Origin of the sequence: Erysipelothrix anatis (assembly GCF_009828745.1) — a bacterium.
Taxonomy (GTDB): Bacteria; Bacillota_I; Bacilli_A; order Erysipelotrichales; family Erysipelotrichaceae; genus Erysipelothrix; species Erysipelothrix anatis.
Map to the genome: position 1 here is coordinate 91,440 of NZ_WTSX01000003.1, position 18,216 is coordinate 109,655.

Sequence of the window (18,216 nt, forward strand, 5' to 3'; positions counted from 1 at the left end):
TGTCATGCACATTCGTGCAATTTGAATGATTAATGCAGATCGCGACTTATTGTATCGACAGTTGCTTTTGCATCGCGTAAGCCGACACCATATTTGTCGATAATGTACTTAATTGCACGAACCTTTTGCATTTCTTTGATTAACCCTGTGACGTAGACTTTATCGTCAGCATCCAATTCAAATGCACCTGTAAATTGTTGGTTTGCACGCTGTTGATTGCGTTTCATTGCATTGAATTGACTTTGATTAAAATCAGATTTCTTTTCTTCATGTGAGTGCAAGTGTCCATCACGAGTCGTTGTATAACTCGTATGGCTTGAAATGCCATCTGGCTTTATATTTTTCGAGCGATCGTATTCTACAAAGGCATCATGAGATTCTCGTTTCCGTGATACAAGCAACAATATAATAATCACGACTAAGACCACTATTAATATCCATTCCATGTCAAATCCCCCTTATAGATACAGTTTACATGATTCTATACCGTAACGCACCTGCTTCCCTTTAAAAAGTTACAAAATTGATGCTAGGCATCCGAGTATGTTGGAATGACATGGCATGCTACAATGGGCATACACATGGGGGTATTATCATGAAATTTGTAGTAATTGGCATCAATGGTGCAATTGGACAACGATTTGCGCAAAAAGCTTTAGCGACAGGACATCACGTCATTGGATATGCTCGTGGTGAAAAATCTGACCACATTTCTCATCCTAATCTTACTTACGTCTACGGTGACCTTCGTGACCTTCAGATGCTGGAGCGATTGGTTGTTGAGGCTGATATCATCGTCAGCACCTTAGGACCTAAACTAAAATCGAAGCGTTCCGATAAAACAACACCAATTGCGAATGCGCATCACGCAATCTTAAAACTCATGCACGTACACGGTAAAAAACGACTCATCACCATCGGGACACCATCCGCTTCGAGTCCCAGCGATCCGAATACATGGTTCTTTAAAATGGACCACTGGATTGCGAAACATTTTATGCCGCAAGCATTTTTAGAAATGAAGCAACTCAGTCATGTCTTGCATCATTCCAATTTGGATTGGACGCTCATTCGTTTTGGTCGCTTAACAGATCAGGAAACATCCGACTATACACTTGCCTCTGGTTCAGAAGCAATGAAAGATCGCGTAAGTCGTGACGGTGTAGCCCAAGCATTGCTTGATGTATCCCTTCAAGACACCCATCTCAAAAATTCTCCCGTCGTCTTCACACCCTAGCACAAATAAAAGCCATCTATCCGATGGCTTTTATTTGTGCTAGGTGGTCAAGAAGCGCAGATACAATTGCTTCCATTTCAACTTCATCCGTCTTGGTGAAGCGATTCAATTCTGGGGAATCAATATCCAAGACACCAAATGGTTTCCCATCAAGATACATTGGGATCACAAGTTCACTCTTCGATGCAGCATCGCATGCTACATGTCCTGGAAATGCATGTACGTCCGCTACGTTCATCGTCTCATTGGCCTCTAATGCCGCTGCACATACCCCTTTACCCGGATAAAGATGAACGCATGCTGGTTTCCCTTGGAATGGTCCTAAAATAAGATGGTCTTCTTTGAATAGATAAAACCCCACCCAGTTGATACGATCCATATTCATATTTATCAACGCAGAAATATTTGCGAGGTTCGCAATTAAGTCAGTCTCTCCTTCGAGTAATGCTTCAGCTTGTTTTGTAAGTAGTGACATATAAACTCCTTCTACAACATGTGTTTTTCTCATTTTATAATTAATCAGTGTTACTTTACCGCGAATATGCTCCTGTTTCGCATAAATTTCATACCCCTGTTGTTCGAAAAATAAGCGTGCGCTCATTGATGCGTCAACTTCGAAGTAAGTTTCAGATTTTGACACCCCTTCAAGTTTTGTCAGTAATGTTTGTGCAATTCCTTGACGGTGGTATTTTGGATCCACATACAACATATCTATATAATTATCCACAAGATTCGCAAAGCCGACCAAGCGGTTGTGATCAAAGGCAACAATCGTATGGGAGGTCGCGAAGCGGTGATGCCACGTATCACGATCAATTGTATCTATACTGCCAGTCCACGCATCCTGTTGCGCTTTGTTATAGTCTTTTCCTGTTGATTCATGGACCGCATCAAAGAAAACACGAATCATCGACTCAAGCATATTTCGTTCATATTTTCTTAAATTTATCATAGTTTATGCCCACCTTGTAAAAACGTAATTTAAGTGTACCACAATTAGAATGTACCTGCTTTCTTTCATATTTTTTTAAGATGCGAATGGTATAATTATAATTAACGGGAGGCACACTTATGGCCCAACAATACACCAAATGTTTAATTCGCGATGCCTTCATCGCTATGCTCAATGAAAAACCATTAAAGAAAATCACTGTCAAAGATATCGCGATTGCTTGTCAAATCAATCGCAATGCATTCTACTACCACTATAACGATGTATACCAACTTTTAGAAGAAATTTTTGACGATGAACTGAATGCCGTAATCCAAACTTACAACGATACCTTATCATGGGAAGAAAGTTTTATTTTGGCTGCAACCTTTGCGCTTGAAAACAAAACGGCAATTTACCACGTCTATGACTCGATGCAGCGCGATTCTTTACTCAACTATATTTATCGCGTCTCTGGTAACGTCATGCAGCAGTATGTTCATGATGCGAATGCAGATATTGGTGCAGATGAATCTGATGTTAATCTGATAGCGTCCTTTTATAAATCCGCACTCACCACGCTCGTCATTCGTTGGATTGAAACCGGAATGAAAGAAGACCCGCATGAAGTTGTTGGACGGATTGGGTATCTGTTTGACGGTAACATTCAGAACTCATTAGAACGAAGCATCAACTAGACACCACAACCGATATGCCTAGTATTTATACAAAAAAGATGGACTGTCCGAAACTTAGACACCCATCTTTTTTTGTATAATGCATCACGTTTCTAAAACACGTAAACTATCAGTGTAGGCAAAATAAGACGCCACATGGTCAAGGCGTATTTTGCTAAGAAAGAAGGAATAACAATGGAATTAAAAACACATGACCCACGATTAACGTTAACAAACGGATCGTATCATTCACTCGTGAATGCACGCAAACCAATCGGAATCGAAGATAAAAGTGCTTATCTTATCGGTACTGGAATTGGTTCATTAGCAGCTGGATGTTTCCTCATCCGAGATGCACACATGAACGGAAGTAAAATTACTTTCCTCGAACAACTCGATTTACCGGGTGGTTCATTGGATGGAATTGTTCGTCAAAACGCAGGATATGTTTCCCGTGGTGGTCGCGAAATGGGACACCATTTCGAAGTCCTATGGAGTCTCTTTAGTTCACTCCCTTCAACCGAAGATCCAAGTGTTAGTGTCCTCGATCATTTTTTCTACACGAATTATGACGACCCTAACTACAGCAATTGCCGTGTCACAAAAAACCAAGGAAAACGCTATGACAACGGTAAATTTAACCTTGGACAAAAACTAGCAAAAGAACTTGCAGATTTTGTCATGATGAGTGATGCATCACTCGAAAACAAAACAATTGATGATGTCTTTTCGAAAGAATTGCTTGATAGTGATTTCTGGGTATACTGGCGTACAATGTTTGCCTTCGAAAACTGGCACAGTGCGCTCGAAATGAAACTCTACATGAACCGTTTTATCCACCATGTTGACGGACTTCCAGATCTTTCAGCGTTACAATTCTCAGAACATGATCAATATACATCGTTTGTTTTACCAATGGTTAACTATTTGAAAGATCACGGTGCTCAATTCCGTTATGGCGTCAATGTTGAAAACGTTGAGTTTGATCTTAGTGATGCACGAAAAGTTGCTAAAAAAATTGTTGCATACGATAAATCTGGTAACGATATCTCAATCGACTTAACTGAAGATGACTTCTTATTTATTACCAACGGTTCGATGACCGAAGGTTCCGGATATGGTGACGATGATACACCTGCTCCATTCGAAACTGAAGCTAAAGGTGTTTGGACCTTATGGAAAAATATCGCAGCACAATCACCAGAATTCGGCCGTCCAGAAAAATTCTGCAGCGATCCCGAAAAATCAAACTGGGAATCATGTACAGTAACATGTCATGATGACCGTGTTCCTAAATATATCGAGGCTATCACAAAACGTTCGCCTTACGGTGGAAAAGTCGTTACCGGTGGTATCGTATCAGCAGTGGATTCGTCATGGCTTATGAGCTGGACGATTAACCGACAAGGTCAATACATCGGTCAACCAGAGAATGATGTCGTTGTATGGGTCTATGGCCTCTTCTCAGACGTTCCTGGCGATTTCATCAAGAAACCGATGCGTGAATGTACAGGTAAAGAAATCACAAAAGAATGGTTGTACCACATCGGAGTTCCAGTTTACGACATTGATGAACTCGCAGAATCATGTACCGCTGTTCCAGTCATGATGCCATTTATAACATCACAATTTATGCCACGCGCTACCGGTGATCGTCCTTATGTTGTACCAAAAAATTCGATTAACTTCGCCTTTTTAGGTCAATTTGCTGAAACATTGGATGACCCAGGACGAGACACAGTCTTTACCATCGAGTATTCAGGACGTACTGCAATGGAAGCCGTTTATGTTCTTGCAGGCGTTGAAAAAGGTGTTCCAGAAGTTTATAATTCACGTTATGACTTACGTTATCTTATGTATGGGGCTGTAAGTTTACTGGACGGGGAACAACCTGAACTCCCACTTCCAAAACTTGTTAAACACCAAGCATTGAAGAAAATCAAAGATACAGATATTGAGCTAATGCTTAAAGAATACGGAATCATTGATTAACCAAATACATAAAATGAAAGCTCTCAAGTTTATCCACTCGGATAGTCTCAAGAGCTTTTTTGTTATGCTTTTTTACGTTTTGAATAGATAATCACTAAGAACCCACTAATTACTATAAGAGCACCCACACCATAAACATAATGTGTATTTACTTGGCCTGTTGCCGGCAATGTCGCGAGTTGCGAATCATCTTGTGTCTCAGTAGGAGAGACAGGTCTGATAGGTTCTACCGGATCAATTGGGTCAATTGGATCAATTGGATCGATTGGGTCGATGGGATCGATTGGATCAATTGGATCGATGGGATCAATTGGATCGATTGGGTCGATGGGATCGATTGGGTCAATTGGATCAATTGGGTCGATTGGGTCGATTGGGTCGATTGGGTCGATTGGGTCGATTGGGTCGATTGGGTCGATTGGGTCGATTGGGTCGATTGGATCAATTGGATCGATTGGATCGATGGGATTTTCGGTATAGATTGCGTAAACTGTCATACTATCTGTTATAACCGCAGTCTCCGGGTTAAATCCGTTCCCTGTTCCGTCAGGATTCGTATTCCACTCTTTAAAATGATGGCCCACTTTATCTGTAGCAGGAACGCGTGAAGCGTCAAGTGTCGTGTTATAATCTGTCGAGACTAAGGTCGTGTCACCGTCAACATCGAAAGTAACCGTGACTAATGAAGGACCATATTGAGCCTTATATTCGGTAAAATCGTCGAGTAAATTGGTAGTTTCAGTTTTATTTCCATTGTCCGGATTCCATCTTCTAAACGTCTGATTACTGTCACTTGCAGTTGGAACACCATCTAAAAACTGGTTATAATCCTTTGCTGAAACTAACAATTCATTCATTTCTGTAATCGTAAATTGATTGAACATTTTAATAATTTTCGCACTATCTTCAAATGCACCACCTGCCATTGCATTTTTCGAAGGACCAACGGTATAGCGTTTGTCTCTTGCATAATCATAAGATGTTAATTTTGGATCCTCAGTTTTAATAACCAATGGACTATCAAACCCTTGATTCATTACAAAGACGCGATCCATCGAGATTCCATGTTGCAGTTGCCAGTTTGTCATATCAATGAAATGCAGGTTTAAGTCATAAGCAAACATAAAACTAATGTCTTCCATTGCCGCAGTATTCCATTGGGAAGGATTAATCCCCGAAAGATTTTGCATACCAGAAAATGCAGATCGCGCATAAACAACATTGCTGACATCCCATGCTTCAACATCGAGGGTTGTAAAGTTTGAATCTTTGAACATATTGTTTATTATCGTTACATTGCTCATATCAAAGTGCCCAACATCTACAGTTCCAGGAACATTCCACTCACCCGGAATTTGTTGTGTAACCTTGGTTCCTTCGAACATCGAATCCATTTGAACTGCACTTTGGGTATCGAAATTAGAGACATCGAGAGACCATAACGATGTCGCATTCTTAAACATACCTGAGAAATTTGTTACCTGAGCGGTATTAAAAGACGTTAAATCTACAGTTTTTAAAGCGTTTGTATTCGCAAACATCCCTTGCATTGTAGTGGCTGAACTTGTATCAAATGATGACAAGTCAAGATTCGGGATTGCAGAATATGTAAACATTCCAGAAAAGTCTTCAACATTTGACGTATTCCAATTATCAACATTAAGGGACGTAATTCTCGTTGTATTGTGGAACATCGATTGAACAGATACTAAATTTCCTGTATCCCATGTACTTAAATCAAGTTCCCAAAAACCAGAACCACTAAACATAAATTCCATCGTTCTTACTTGTGATACATCCCATTGTGATAGATCAATCGTTTTAATACTTTGGATTCCAAAGAACATGCTATTCATGCTTGTAACCTGTGATACATCCCAATTGGAAACATCCAGATATTCAATGGCAGATGCGTTTGAAAAGACGCCATCCATGGTAGTAACACCCCCGACATCAAGCCCACTCAAATCAACATAGGTAAGTCGTGAATGACCGGCAAAGGCACTTGATATGTTTTGAGTATCAAGCCCCACTTTATGAATTGTTGATGGATCATTTTCTGCTGGTACTGATTCAATGATGATTGATTCATAGGGACGTGTATCAGTTGAAGATTTCATTTTGAACATATTTAGGTTCAATAAACGCACTTCAATATCGTCCCCCTCAACATTTACAGTTGATGGAATGTATATATTTTTTAAGTCCTTGTTAGTAAGATCTGTTAATGTCCAAACACCTTCTACTGACTTGTCGATACTCCAATCATTTTCATCAAACTGTCGCATCGCATCGGTTCGATATATTTCCAAATCTTTGGTCTCATGGCTCACATGCTGCAATTGTTGCGCTCTATCATGTTTCTCATTTGACGCTTCTAAAGCATGAACATTTGTAAACCCGAACGCAATAATTAATGATGTAATTCCGAATGTTTTTATCAGTTTCATCGTGATACCCCGTCTTTTCTTTTTATAGTCTTAACACTATCACGAATGTTAACATTCAATTAAAACATGTCATAAAACATTGCTCTCAAGTTATCAACACCATAAGTAAACAAAAAATGCTCACCTATCCAAGAGTCTACGGATATGTGAACATTTATAGATTATTACCTTAACATTCAGAACTAAGCTGCTTAAATTTCACCTGACATTTCAAACGCCTTTTTAGCAACAATGACTGCAATAACTTCATTAATTACAGCTGCGGCTGCAATTGTTCCTTGAATAATCATTGCTGAATTGGGATCAAATGGCATGATTGTTGTAACGGCAATCCCAGTGAAAACAAGAGAGACTCCTGAATGGGGTAGTAATGTAAATCCAAGATATTTTTGAACGGTCTTTGGCATGTGCATAAGTTTAGCACCTGCTGTAGCACCAAAGTATTTACCAATTGCACGTGACACGATGTACACTAATGTAAATATTCCTGCACTAAAGATTAAATGATAATCTAGAGGCATTCCTAAATCGAGAATTACAATGATTAAAGCAACCCCAATAACTGGTGAAAGTGATGTAAAGAGTGCTTCTTGTTTTGATGATTCTAACATATTTGCAAACCCTGCCGCGAATGCCATTCCCAATAACATAAAGTTTACAAGAGAGTCTTTAAAGATGACTCCATTCATAAACAGCCCAACAGCGGTAACAATCGCAACGGCAACCATTACCGTATAAAATGAGTGTTGATTACTCTTAATTTTTCTGAGAACAAATCCAGTTCCAATACCCAATATTAATCCGATAGCGATTGGAACAACAATCATAATAAAGAGAGTCGTTCCTAATGACATCGTACTGCCACCACTTGATGCACCAATCAAGGATACTGTTGTGAAAAAAATAATGATTCCGATGATATCATCAATAGCTGCAAGTGGTAGTAATGTGTCTGTTATTGGCCCTTTAGTATTAAATTCTTTAACAATAGACAACGCGGGAGCAGGTGCTGTTGCTAAGGCAATCGAGCCCATAACAATTGCGACATACAATGGAATACCCATCACTTTAAACACGATTCCAAATGCTGCTGACACAACTACAAATGTTACGATTGATTGGATAACTGTTGTCACAATGACCGCTTTACCTGATTCTTTTAACTTACTGATGATCAGTTCACTCCCAATCATCACCCCAACAAATGCTTCTAGAAACGCAATCATAACGTGATAACTATTTACGTCCATCACTGATGCATTTACAATGCCAAGGGCATGCGGACCAACAGCCATGCCGGCAATGAGCCAACCAAGAATTTCTGGCAATCCCAGTTTTGCAACAAGTTTCCCTGTCGCAACTGCAATCGCAATAGCTATAATCAATCTTAATATTTCAATAATTCCCATATCTATTGTCCTCTCTTAACGGTTCCAAACATCATCATGTTAATGACCAATTCGATATCTTTGAAATGTTGATCAACATCTACCGAATCGACTTCATGGAATTTTGCATCGAATGCATCGTTCACTACCAAATAATATTGCAAGACATCTTCAATCGATAAACCATCTTCTAATGTTGCGTGTTCTAATACAGCACGGAAATAATTCAAGTTAAAGTCGAGCAAATTTTGTTTCACACTACGAATTGGCTCCCTTAATTGTTCGGGAACGTTGTAGCGTGTATGAATGAACAATCGCGAATGATCTGGATATTCTTTTCCAAAAGCATACCGAGCGTCTAGATATTGACTCAAACCGTGCTCATAATTAGAAATTTTTGAAGTGTGATCAACAATATATTGCATGAGTAAATTGTACGTTTCTTGAACACTGTCGAGATAGAGTGCTTCTTTACTTTCGAAGTAGTGATAGAGATGTCCTTTACTAATTCCATTGTTCTTGCAGAATTGATTCAATGAGATTTCAGTATAGCTGCCTTGTGAAAATTCAAGAATTGCAGCATCGATGATTTCTTTTTTACTTATCTTTCCTTTTGGTGTTAGTGACATGTGACCTCCGTAACAGACCAACCGGTCTGTTATCACTTTATCATGCCGCCCATTGAATTGCAAGTGACACATCTGTGAAAAGATAAATTGCAGTGTTTACCTCAGGTTTATGACATTGGCGGTACCTTTGGGCAACATAATTACTTCCCAGTTTGGACAGAATTCACCGTGCAAATGAGAACATAAAAACAAGAAAAAAAACTCGTTTCTTTACTTAAAACGAGTTTTTTGACATCGAATGGATACAATATCGCGGCGTCCTACACCTATAAGTCATCAATATATTTAACTGCTTTTCCATTGTTACATTGTTTCGTTATTAACATTTTGCACGTCACCATCGTTTTAAAAAAAATGTTCAAAAAAAATATTTTTCCTCAAGTCCACTTCATAGTTACAATATTTAACGTCAAAAATAAATATCGGATTTTTAGCTTTGAAAGTGCCTTGACACTTCGTATTTCCTTTGAGAAACTAGGTTTACTTTGAGCGGAGGAACAACCATGAATTACATAGAAGAACAACATTTTACAGATATCGAGATGTGTGATGAATCACTCGATGATCAGCGTTACATTGACTGTACGTTTGAGAACTGCAAATTTGAAAATATCGAATTGCATAATACAGTGCTCTTGAACTGCACCTTTAAGAAATGTACAATCATTAATCCGACATCTAATTTTGGTGAGGTAAACAATGCCTCATTTGAAAACTGCAATCTTATCGGTGTCTCGTGGGGGATGTTCACCGGACCAAGCAAACATCGACGTGTTCTAAATACAATCACGAATACCTTTATGAAGTATAATTCGTTCATTAATCTATCTTTGAAAAAACAGAGTTTTGTAAGCAATAGTTTTCAAGGAAGCAGCTTTGAACTTTGCGAACTTTCTGAGGCATCGTTTAAAGCATGTTCATTAGACGCAACAACATTCACGAATTGTGATCTGAAGAAAGCTGACTTTAGAGATGCGCGATACTATGTCATCGATATTACAAGCAATCAACTCAAAGGGTCCAAATTCAGTTTTCCTGAAGCCCTCACATTACTCGAACAAACAGGAATCATCATTGATTAATACGATGCAAAGATAAGGATTGTGGATTCAAATTCTGGTCCCATTGTGAGTTCATCTCTAACTTGTAACACATATACATCAGATGTAATCGTCACATTGTGAGCATTGCATTGTTTCAAAAACAAACGAATTGGTTTCTCAAGATTATCTAAATCTTCGGCGATTGTAAGCGCAACAATCGGATGTGGTTCACCTTTTTGGTTTGTTGGTGTGAAGATTTGTGCCGTCTCAGTTTGAAGCTTAACACGGATCCCTATCATCCAGCTGAGTAAGAGTGTCTTTGTCTCGGGTGCTTCCTGCATCTTCGAGAGCACCGTATAGAAATTTTCATCTGTCACAGGTGTATGATGTGTATAAATTTGATTCATATTCCAAGTATCATAAAACAACTTATTCATCGGATTGGTTTCAAGAAATTTCTGAAATTGATCGCGATACTCTAACATAAAACGTGTTTGTTCTAAGTCATGAATGGCTTGATCAATACGTTTTTTTAATGTTATCTTATGATTCTCATAGGAGGCATGATCGCGCAGCATCATTTTAATTTCTGCAAGTGAATACCCCATCTCACGATATGCTTGAATCATGATAAAAGTATTTGCTTGAGCGGGTGTATAGATGCGATACCCATTCTCTTGTCGTGATTTAGGGCGAAAGAGATCGATGGCATCGTAATGGATTAATGTATCTTTTGTCGTTTTCATGAGCGTTGCGAATTCTGAAATTGTAAGTTCTTGCTTCATAACTTCTCCTTGACTAAGGGGTTACCCCATACTTTATTATACATGGGAGGTGATATTATGTTAAAGAAAATGAATCTAACTACAGACTCTGTTTTTGAGGTTGCACACTATATTTACACCGCTGACCCCAGCATTTTTGATTTTATTTTTGGTAACACGTTGCGTGCATTAACCGCAATATCTAAACTTGTTCGATTGGATGATAATGCGTTTTCTCATAAACACATTTATCTATATTTTGATAAAGGAATACTTCTCGGATGTATTTCTATGTTCCATACCACCGATATTGATTCTCAACGCGAATGGCACGATTTGTCTTCAGTACTGAATTCTTTTGGAAAAATTCGGGTTATTGGCGCTTACATGATCTTACATCGTATTGTTGATATCAAATATCTTGATGGCATCTACATTCAGACTGTTGCTATTAATGCAACTCATCGCGGAGACGGACACGGTTCAAGAATGGTTCAACTTGCGCTTGATACCATCCGTTCTCACTCTAATGACGCAGTTTATTTGGATGCATCGCTCGAGAAGCCACATGTTAAACATTTTTATGAAAAATTGGGCTTTCAAGGAATCGGAACACGAATGGCCCTATTGGGTCCCGATGGTGTTACGCGTATGAAATTTCAGTAAGCGTGCTAGTTGAACCAATAACGAAGCAACCTAAACACCATGGGTGACCGATCCTATACTTCCTACTGTATAATATATTCAAAAGAGAGGGAGTATCTTGCATGAAACATAAATATTTAGGTGCCGTTCTTGCTGTTATTCTTGGCGATATCATTCTGTTTTTTCTGGATGTATTTGATCCTACAGACGCGATGTCGTACATTCTATATTTTGTTGTTCCAGTTATAGTAGTCCTTTTATCAAATTACAAAACAAATAAGAGCCCGCGGTGATGCGCAGGCTCTTTTATATAGAGATGAATTTTGGCGAATTATTGATCGCGGTCAACAATTCCACCCATTGCAACAATGTGTTGCTTAATTAGCGCATAGTCTAATTCATGAGGGTTCAGCGCTTGAGATGCTGCTAGTGCAGCAATGATTCCTGCTGATTGTCCTAGTGCCATACACGTTACACTGACACGACTTGCAGCATGTGCCGCATGGGTAGCACTGATTGGGCGACCCACAACAATTAAGTTATCCACATTTTGTGGTAAGCACATGTCCAAATCAATTTCAAAATTTCGAACAATATTTTCCTCAAGAAATTCCATGATTGAAGAATCGGGCGAATGAATATCAATTGGATAACAACCGACAGCAATTGATTTATCCTGTTTTGCGCCACTTAGAACATCGTATTCATTTAACTGTTTTCGACCTACGATATGGGTTGATTCGCGAACACCGATATCCCCCACGTCCTTAATGTATGCATCTTTGAACGCAGGAATTTCTGCCTTTAACCATTTAAACAATGCGAGTACTTGTTGGTGTCCTTCAATTGTTGCTTGTTGTAATTCTTCAGGATTTAAACTTGAAAGATTCATGATTCGGGTTGTATTCATTCCGACTTCACCTTCTTGAACGCCTTCAAAGAATAAGAGGCGATCACGTTGAATTGGGAACGTCTTGCTTGAGCGAACTTCATCAAAGTAACCTGAGATGGCAACATAATTCATTCGTTCTCCATTACGAATCGCATCACTTACCGCAAAGTTATCTGGATTCTTTGCAACGTCATCACGAACACGTTCAAGATCTACATTACCGACATTAAAGCACATTGTCATTGGCTGACTTTTGTGATCAGATTCTCGACCGATGTTGACTGCTTCACCACTCAACCGAGTTACATCGGCATCTCCGCTAGCATCGATAATAACGGAAGCACGATAACGCGTTGCCGTTCCAAACTCATTTAATGTTTGGATTGCTTGGATGCGAGCACCCTCGCGCTCAACTGCAGTAACACTAGTTCCTGTCACTATTTCAAGATTTGATTCAGCGTACAACTTATTGGCTTGAATAATTTGCATTGCCTTAAAATCAACCGGTGTTAAAGAGTAGGCAAAATCGATGGGATCATCGACATGACCTTTACTACCACCAATAGCAATGAGATCATCAATGATCTCTTGAGGAATTCCACCTACGATTGGTGTTTTTGATTCACCAAGAAAAGGTACAAGTGGTCCCACCAATGCATTAGTATTAGTCCCACCAAACGTTGTTTTGGACTCTACTAACAACGTTTTGGCACCACTACGCGCGCTGGAGAGGGCAGCAATAACACCCGCACTTCCACCCCCAACAACAATTACATCATATGTTTTCATAAACTAAATCTCCTTCATTGCCACTTCAAAACTTCGGCCCCACGGTAGATACGCTTGAAACTCAGGTGTATCCAAAAATGAATACTTTCGGGCCTCTGCATTTAATAGCGTCGTTAGATAGTCATTAATGGTGTCGCTATAGTTCTCAGCCCACACATCAAATCCCAAGTCACGCATTTTAGCATTCACCAGTAATCTAATGTCACCCTGGTAGAGTGCATCATCGATAACTCGGTGTTTAATATAAGTAGGGTTCGTATCATAATACATCGCGACCACTAAATCCAGCACTAACGTACCAATCGAATTACTGCCCGTATTCCATGCACTGTATCCTTGCAATGTTGCATTGTTGAGTTTATTCAACAAACGCTCAAGGCTACGGATATCACCACCATTACCATATTGAACATCTAAAACAAACAGATTTTTATCATTATACCGTTCATAATATTCTAGTTGCCCGGTTGTGAGCGATGGTGTTGTTTGCTTCGGTTCGAATGCCAAATCAATTGTCTGACCTGTTGCTGGAAGTGTGAGGAACACATACGGTGTTTCTTTTTCTGTTGGTGTCATATTTGCAACTTTAAAAGCTCCTGCAATATTCTCGATGATTGTACGATCTTCAAATTTAGCAATATATTGCGGATCGACGAATTTGACATCAACGTTAAAGCCCTTTGTATTCTGATTAAGATCTCGAGCAACTAAGAGTGCTACCATCTCATCCGTTCCATTTTTAATAGAAACGCAATCTTGTAATGCGTGTGTTTCAATCATATTAAGCAACACTTCTTGTTCTCGGACATGAAGTCCGAACTCGTGGGTATCTTCTTGAACAAGTGAAACATAGTCAAGAATTCCCTCATTCGCTAAGTCAACACATGCTTTATTAAAGTGATGATTGCGTTGTCGTGCTGCCAAATAATCAGCGAGAACGGTTTCCGGAATACGTTGTGTTACTAATTGAAGTTGCGCTTTAAACTGCGGCTCACGAGTGACTCGATGTACTAACTGGGAGTATTCAAAGAGATCTTCCCAGATTTGAAGTTGACTGGAATCGGTGACAGTTGTGGTAAGACGTACGATGACTGAGTAGGCCAGAATTTTAATGTTTGGATTGAGGTCTTTAACATCACGAAGAGTTTGCAACAGTGCGTCATAATCTTGCTGAGTCTTTGTGGCATCCATTGTCCGGGATTGCACAAGCCCCCCAAAAAGTAACGCATCAATCGAAATAACGAGTGTATCCGCTTCTGCACAATGATCCAATAAATACTTACGAATTGCTATCGTATCCCCTGCATGAGTAAAGTGTCCCAAATACGATTTGGGAACCATATCTACCTTAACATCATGAATATTTCGTGTTGCTTCAAGAATAAAGTCAGTATGACATGGTCGATCATCAATTGGTAAAATTAGAATTTGTTTCATAGTGCATCTATAGCTGCTCTAAACGATTTAATGGTTTCAACAAACCCTTCGTACTCATTACCTGTAACAACTGCTCCAATCATGATTGCTTTGAAACCAAGATCCTTAATGTTGGCAAGTTCTTCAATACGAACTTTCTTTTGAGTTGGCAATGCAGCTGGAATATCAATGGCGTCGATAATTTGCTTATAATGAAGTAAATCACGCATATTTAGTGGCTTTCCATAATCGTCCGGATGAACGATGCTCAATTCGGCAACTTCAGCACCAATTTGTGACCACATTTTGATTTCATCCAACGTGTATGCATAACTACATGCAAACATCCGGGTAAGTTTGTCTTGATTCACTACTTGAGGTGTTGCATCATGAAGGTAAAGTGACAAGAATTCGAAATCGTGTGCTAACACGTTTTTCAAATCGTCATTAACAACTTCTGGGTTACCACCAACTACAACGCCAACTGGTACTGGTGAATTCGTAATTACTTTTTCAATAAATTCACGTTCTTGAGCAGCACTTCCAAAATCTGTTCCGCTCGCATGGTGATGCACATTAAGATGAATTTTCACTGCATCCGCACCATTTTCCCATGCAGCTTTTACATACTCATAGTCATTTTTAGGACAACTGACCACCAATTTTAAACCTTCTTCATTTAGCAAATCGATAAATTTCATAATCTTGAACCCTCTCTTTTAAATACGTAGCTAGTGTTTCTTTTGTATACGAACCTTCACGAATGGCAATAACATACTCGGCAATGCGTGGATGTATCGGACAGCCACTTTGCAGTTGCGAATAATAAATAGCAGATACTTCGGAAATGCGATGACGTTGGCGATACTTTAAAGTATCATACCAAACCCCTTGCATTTCGATTACGTGATACACTTCATGCATAAAATGCAGATTGTACGCTTGCGTTGTATCCATGATTTGTTCGTACTTTTGTATCCATTCGTTGTTAATTGTGATTGTTTGAGTATTTGGATTGTATTGTGCATGAATCGATGCTGGATCTGTATCAACCATTTCAGTTCTAATGTTTTGTGCTTCAAGAAGTGCTGTGGGATCAATTTGCGTTTGCATTTTAACCGCCTCAGCAATTTGATCCATCACACGTTGACTGTTTTGAGTCATGTTCAATTCAAACCAATAAATATAGTCCGTTAAATCCTGAACTTTAACCTCTTCTTGTAACCAAGAATACAATGCGTTCATCATCTTCCAGTCCTTCCAAATCCATCCATGAAATGTCCTCAATTTGTTCTTTATTCATAAGTCCTGAATAGTTAAATGTTCGGAATTTGGCGAACATGTGTAACTCAGGTACTGTTTGACCAGCATCACTAAAGGTAGAATATTCATCCATGATAAACGTCATTACGTCTTTAAATTGTCCTTTAGTACCGTAGACAATTTTTCCATTTGGACGTCGGAACTTAACGACACCATCTTTGGTGAGAATAACTGCAGATGTTGCTTTTCTCTTGAAGAGCCCTAATGCACGTTTCTCACTATGGTTAACTTCAACCCCAACGATTCGTTCATTTTCAACGACGATGTTTGCCTCAGCTGTTTCGTAGCCAAGCGATTGAATCGCTATTTTTTTAAGTTCTTCATGCGATTGTACAACGACAGCCGCATCGTTATTTTTTATTTCATTGGTACCTGATGCGTTCGCAATCAAGACATTATTCAAGGTATCCACTTCAATCGAAACTTCAATGGTTTCGCGAAGGGCTCCCATTTCTAACATTTTATCGATGATATCTGCGCGAATTCGCTTAATATCATCTTCATTTGGATTAACCACACTGCGTTCAATCTGTTCCGTAATCATTGCTAGTGCTACACCTATTGTAGAAATATAAGGCGCGTTATTCACAACCTTGCTCTTTAGGTCATATTTCTTACCTAAGTAGTGCGTAATAACGCCTGCACTTCCGCCACCACCGTATAGGGTAATGAACGAACGCTCAAGTTCATAATCTGCAATGAGCTGTTCAATGATTGCCCAAATTTGCTCAGATGCACGGTCCATGCATTGTGTCGCAAGTGTTACTGGATCCATCTTCAAATACTTTGCAAATGCTTCCCATGCCTGGGTATATCCCTTGCTCGTAGCACAGGAGTAATCCTCAGCATGAACACATTGAAGGTAGTTTGCGGCACCTGCAACCGTGAATGCATACGTTTTCCCACTACTATCTTCACAAACAACATAGTCATCAGGATCTTTCGCACGTGGTTGAATCATTTTAATAGTAAAGGTTTCCCCTTCAGGAATATCAAAACACTCATACGGTAAGTGCGCCAAGTGCGCAGACCGTGGTCCAACTACAATGCCTTGATTTGTATGGCGAATCATCGTACCACCGGCAATTGCGGTCGTTTGGACATCTACTGATTTTAAGTATGTCTTATGACCTCCGACACTAGCATTTTTTATCATAACTTGGCCATCTTTAATGACAGAAATATCCGTTGAGGTTCCGCCAATTTCCAAGAAGACGCCATCAGATATTTTCTCATGCATAATGGCTCCTGCAACACCTGCAGCAAGTCCCGACAACATTGTTAAGATTGGACGTTTGCGAACTTCATCAATGGACATAACGCCACCGTCAGCACGCATAATCATCAAATCACGTTTGATTCCTAGGTCTTTAATGACCTTTTCTGTCATGTCTGATGTTTCCATCATTTTTGGAATTAATGATCCATTAACAACTGCTGTTCGTGTGCGCAATTTAAGTCCATAAAGTTGAGAGATTTGGAAACCTCCTGTAGCATAAAAACCTCGTTTTTGTGCAAGTTCGATAACACGAATTTCATGTTCCGGGTGTTCAATTGAGAATGCTTCACTCGCAACAATAACTTCTGCACCTTTCGCAATCAACGTATCAATTGCTTGACCTATCGTCGAATCAGAAACGTCTGAAGACGGGATAAACTCATGAAAGACTTCCAAAAACTTATTGGGTGCAAGTTCAAGTTTTTCTACATTAGTCTCATTGCGAGCAGACGTACCATCACCCATCCCCACGATACCAATCCGCGCAACATCACCTTCTAGTAATGCATTCGTAGCTTGAGTTGTACCGTGTGAGATAAAAACGACATTTTCTGCATCGATGTGATACTCGTCCAAAAGTTCACGCACAATGTTTATAATTCCTTTTGCAACACCTTCTTCACTGTCATGAGTTGTAGGGGTCTTTTTCAATGCGATGACGTCCATTGTTTCGTTATCAATTACGACTGCATCGGTAAAAGTACCACCAACATCAATTCCTATTCTTACTTGTTTCTGATTCATATAAGCCTCTTTTCTAA

17 protein-coding genes are annotated in these 18,216 nt (G+C 39.4%); 6 read left to right on the forward strand and 11 right to left on the reverse strand.

What is annotated here, in order from left to right; genetic code table 11:
- Nucleotides 1-29: 29 nt before the first annotated feature.
- The gene (locus tag GVV19_RS03000) at nucleotides 30-446 is read right to left on the reverse strand and encodes a hypothetical protein (protein WP_159639593.1); all 417 of its coding nucleotides are present in this window, start codon (nucleotides 444-446) and stop codon (nucleotides 30-32) included.
- Nucleotides 447-595: 149 nt separating this feature from the next.
- Here GVV19_RS03000 and GVV19_RS03005 point away from each other — a divergent pair, with 149 nt between their 5' ends.
- Entirely contained in the window at nucleotides 596-1,237 is a 642-nt protein-coding gene (locus GVV19_RS03005; protein WP_159645414.1) for an NAD(P)-dependent oxidoreductase, read from the forward strand.
- A 16-nt stretch (nucleotides 1,238-1,253) separates the two neighbouring features.
- On the opposite strand, the gene GVV19_RS10885 is transcribed toward GVV19_RS03005, so the two are convergent.
- The gene (locus GVV19_RS10885) at nucleotides 1,254-2,189 is read right to left on the reverse strand and encodes a GNAT family N-acetyltransferase (RefSeq protein WP_159645417.1); all 936 of its coding nucleotides are present in this window, start codon (nucleotides 2,187-2,189) and stop codon (nucleotides 1,254-1,256) included.
- A 119-nt stretch (nucleotides 2,190-2,308) separates the two neighbouring features.
- Here GVV19_RS10885 and GVV19_RS03015 point away from each other — a divergent pair, with 119 nt between their 5' ends.
- Both GVV19_RS03015 and GVV19_RS03020 read left to right on the forward strand, forming a co-directional pair.
- Nucleotides 2,309-2,866 carry a TetR/AcrR family transcriptional regulator gene (locus GVV19_RS03015; protein ID WP_159645420.1) on the forward strand — a complete coding sequence of 186 codons (558 nt, stop codon included), beginning with the start codon at nucleotides 2,309-2,311 and terminating at the stop codon, nucleotides 2,864-2,866.
- 174 nt (nucleotides 2,867-3,040) lie between these two features.
- Nucleotides 3,041-4,837 carry an oleate hydratase gene (locus GVV19_RS03020; RefSeq protein WP_159645423.1) on the forward strand — a complete coding sequence of 599 codons (1,797 nt, stop codon included), beginning with the start codon at nucleotides 3,041-3,043 and terminating at the stop codon, nucleotides 4,835-4,837.
- Nucleotides 4,838-4,899: 62 nt separating this feature from the next.
- On the opposite strand, the gene GVV19_RS03025 is transcribed toward GVV19_RS03020, so the two are convergent.
- The 3 genes from GVV19_RS03025 to GVV19_RS03035 all read right to left on the reverse strand — a co-directional run bounded on the left by GVV19_RS03025 (nucleotide 4,900) and on the right by GVV19_RS03035 (nucleotide 9,304).
- Nucleotides 4,900-7,287, reverse strand: coding sequence for a BspA family leucine-rich repeat surface protein (locus GVV19_RS03025; RefSeq protein WP_159645426.1), 2,388 nt, complete (start codon nucleotides 7,285-7,287; stop codon nucleotides 4,900-4,902).
- 191 nt (nucleotides 7,288-7,478) lie between these two features.
- Nucleotides 7,479-8,696 carry a cation:proton antiporter gene (locus GVV19_RS03030; protein WP_159645429.1) on the reverse strand — a complete coding sequence of 406 codons (1,218 nt, stop codon included), beginning with the start codon at nucleotides 8,694-8,696 and terminating at the stop codon, nucleotides 7,479-7,481.
- 2 nt (nucleotides 8,697-8,698) lie between these two features.
- Nucleotides 8,699-9,304: a TetR/AcrR family transcriptional regulator gene (locus GVV19_RS03035; RefSeq protein WP_159645432.1), complete on the reverse strand. Its 606-nt coding sequence runs from the start codon at nucleotides 9,302-9,304 to the stop codon at nucleotides 8,699-8,701.
- A gap of 503 nt (nucleotides 9,305-9,807) precedes the next feature.
- On the opposite strand from GVV19_RS03035, the gene GVV19_RS03040 reads away from it, so the two are divergent.
- Entirely contained in the window at nucleotides 9,808-10,386 is a 579-nt protein-coding gene (locus GVV19_RS03040) for a pentapeptide repeat-containing protein (RefSeq protein WP_159645435.1), read from the forward strand.
- Here the strand turns inward: GVV19_RS03040 and GVV19_RS03045 are convergent.
- Nucleotides 10,383-11,132 carry a MerR family transcriptional regulator gene (locus tag GVV19_RS03045; protein WP_159645438.1) on the reverse strand — a complete coding sequence of 250 codons (750 nt, stop codon included), beginning with the start codon at nucleotides 11,130-11,132 and terminating at the stop codon, nucleotides 10,383-10,385. The genes GVV19_RS03040 and GVV19_RS03045 overlap by 4 nt on opposite strands.
- Before the next feature lie 57 nt (nucleotides 11,133-11,189).
- Here GVV19_RS03045 and GVV19_RS03050 point away from each other — a divergent pair, with 57 nt between their 5' ends.
- On the forward strand, nucleotides 11,190-11,777 hold the full coding sequence (locus GVV19_RS03050; RefSeq protein ID WP_159645441.1) for a GNAT family N-acetyltransferase: 588 nt from the start codon (nucleotides 11,190-11,192) through the stop codon (nucleotides 11,775-11,777).
- A 101-nt stretch (nucleotides 11,778-11,878) separates the two neighbouring features.
- Entirely contained in the window at nucleotides 11,879-12,049 is a 171-nt protein-coding gene (locus tag GVV19_RS03055) for a hypothetical protein (protein WP_159635965.1), read from the forward strand.
- Between the two features lie 38 nt (nucleotides 12,050-12,087).
- On the opposite strand, the gene GVV19_RS03060 is transcribed toward GVV19_RS03055, so the two are convergent.
- Genes GVV19_RS03060 through GVV19_RS03080 form a run of 5 tightly spaced genes read right to left on the reverse strand, consistent with a single transcriptional unit; the run spans nucleotide 12,088 to nucleotide 18,199 of the window.
- Nucleotides 12,088-13,437: an FAD-dependent oxidoreductase gene (locus tag GVV19_RS03060; protein WP_159645444.1), complete on the reverse strand. Its 1,350-nt coding sequence runs from the start codon at nucleotides 13,435-13,437 to the stop codon at nucleotides 12,088-12,090.
- A gap of 3 nt (nucleotides 13,438-13,440) precedes the next feature.
- Nucleotides 13,441-14,874 (reverse strand): DUF4127 family protein, encoded by a 1,434-nt coding sequence (locus GVV19_RS03065; RefSeq protein WP_159645447.1) that lies wholly within the window; start codon nucleotides 14,872-14,874, stop codon nucleotides 13,441-13,443.
- Nucleotides 14,871-15,554, reverse strand: coding sequence for a hypothetical protein (locus GVV19_RS03070; protein WP_159645450.1), 684 nt, complete (start codon nucleotides 15,552-15,554; stop codon nucleotides 14,871-14,873). Before GVV19_RS03070 ends, GVV19_RS03065 begins: the two co-directional genes overlap by 4 nt.
- A complete protein-coding gene (locus GVV19_RS03075) occupies nucleotides 15,529-16,101 on the reverse strand; it encodes a hypothetical protein (RefSeq protein WP_159645453.1) in 573 nt (190 codons plus the stop codon). Before GVV19_RS03075 ends, GVV19_RS03070 begins: the two co-directional genes overlap by 26 nt.
- Nucleotides 16,061-18,199, reverse strand: coding sequence for a hydantoinase/oxoprolinase family protein (locus GVV19_RS03080; RefSeq protein ID WP_159645456.1), 2,139 nt, complete (start codon nucleotides 18,197-18,199; stop codon nucleotides 16,061-16,063). Before GVV19_RS03080 ends, GVV19_RS03075 begins: the two co-directional genes overlap by 41 nt.
- Between the last annotated feature and the right edge of the window lie 17 nt (nucleotides 18,200-18,216).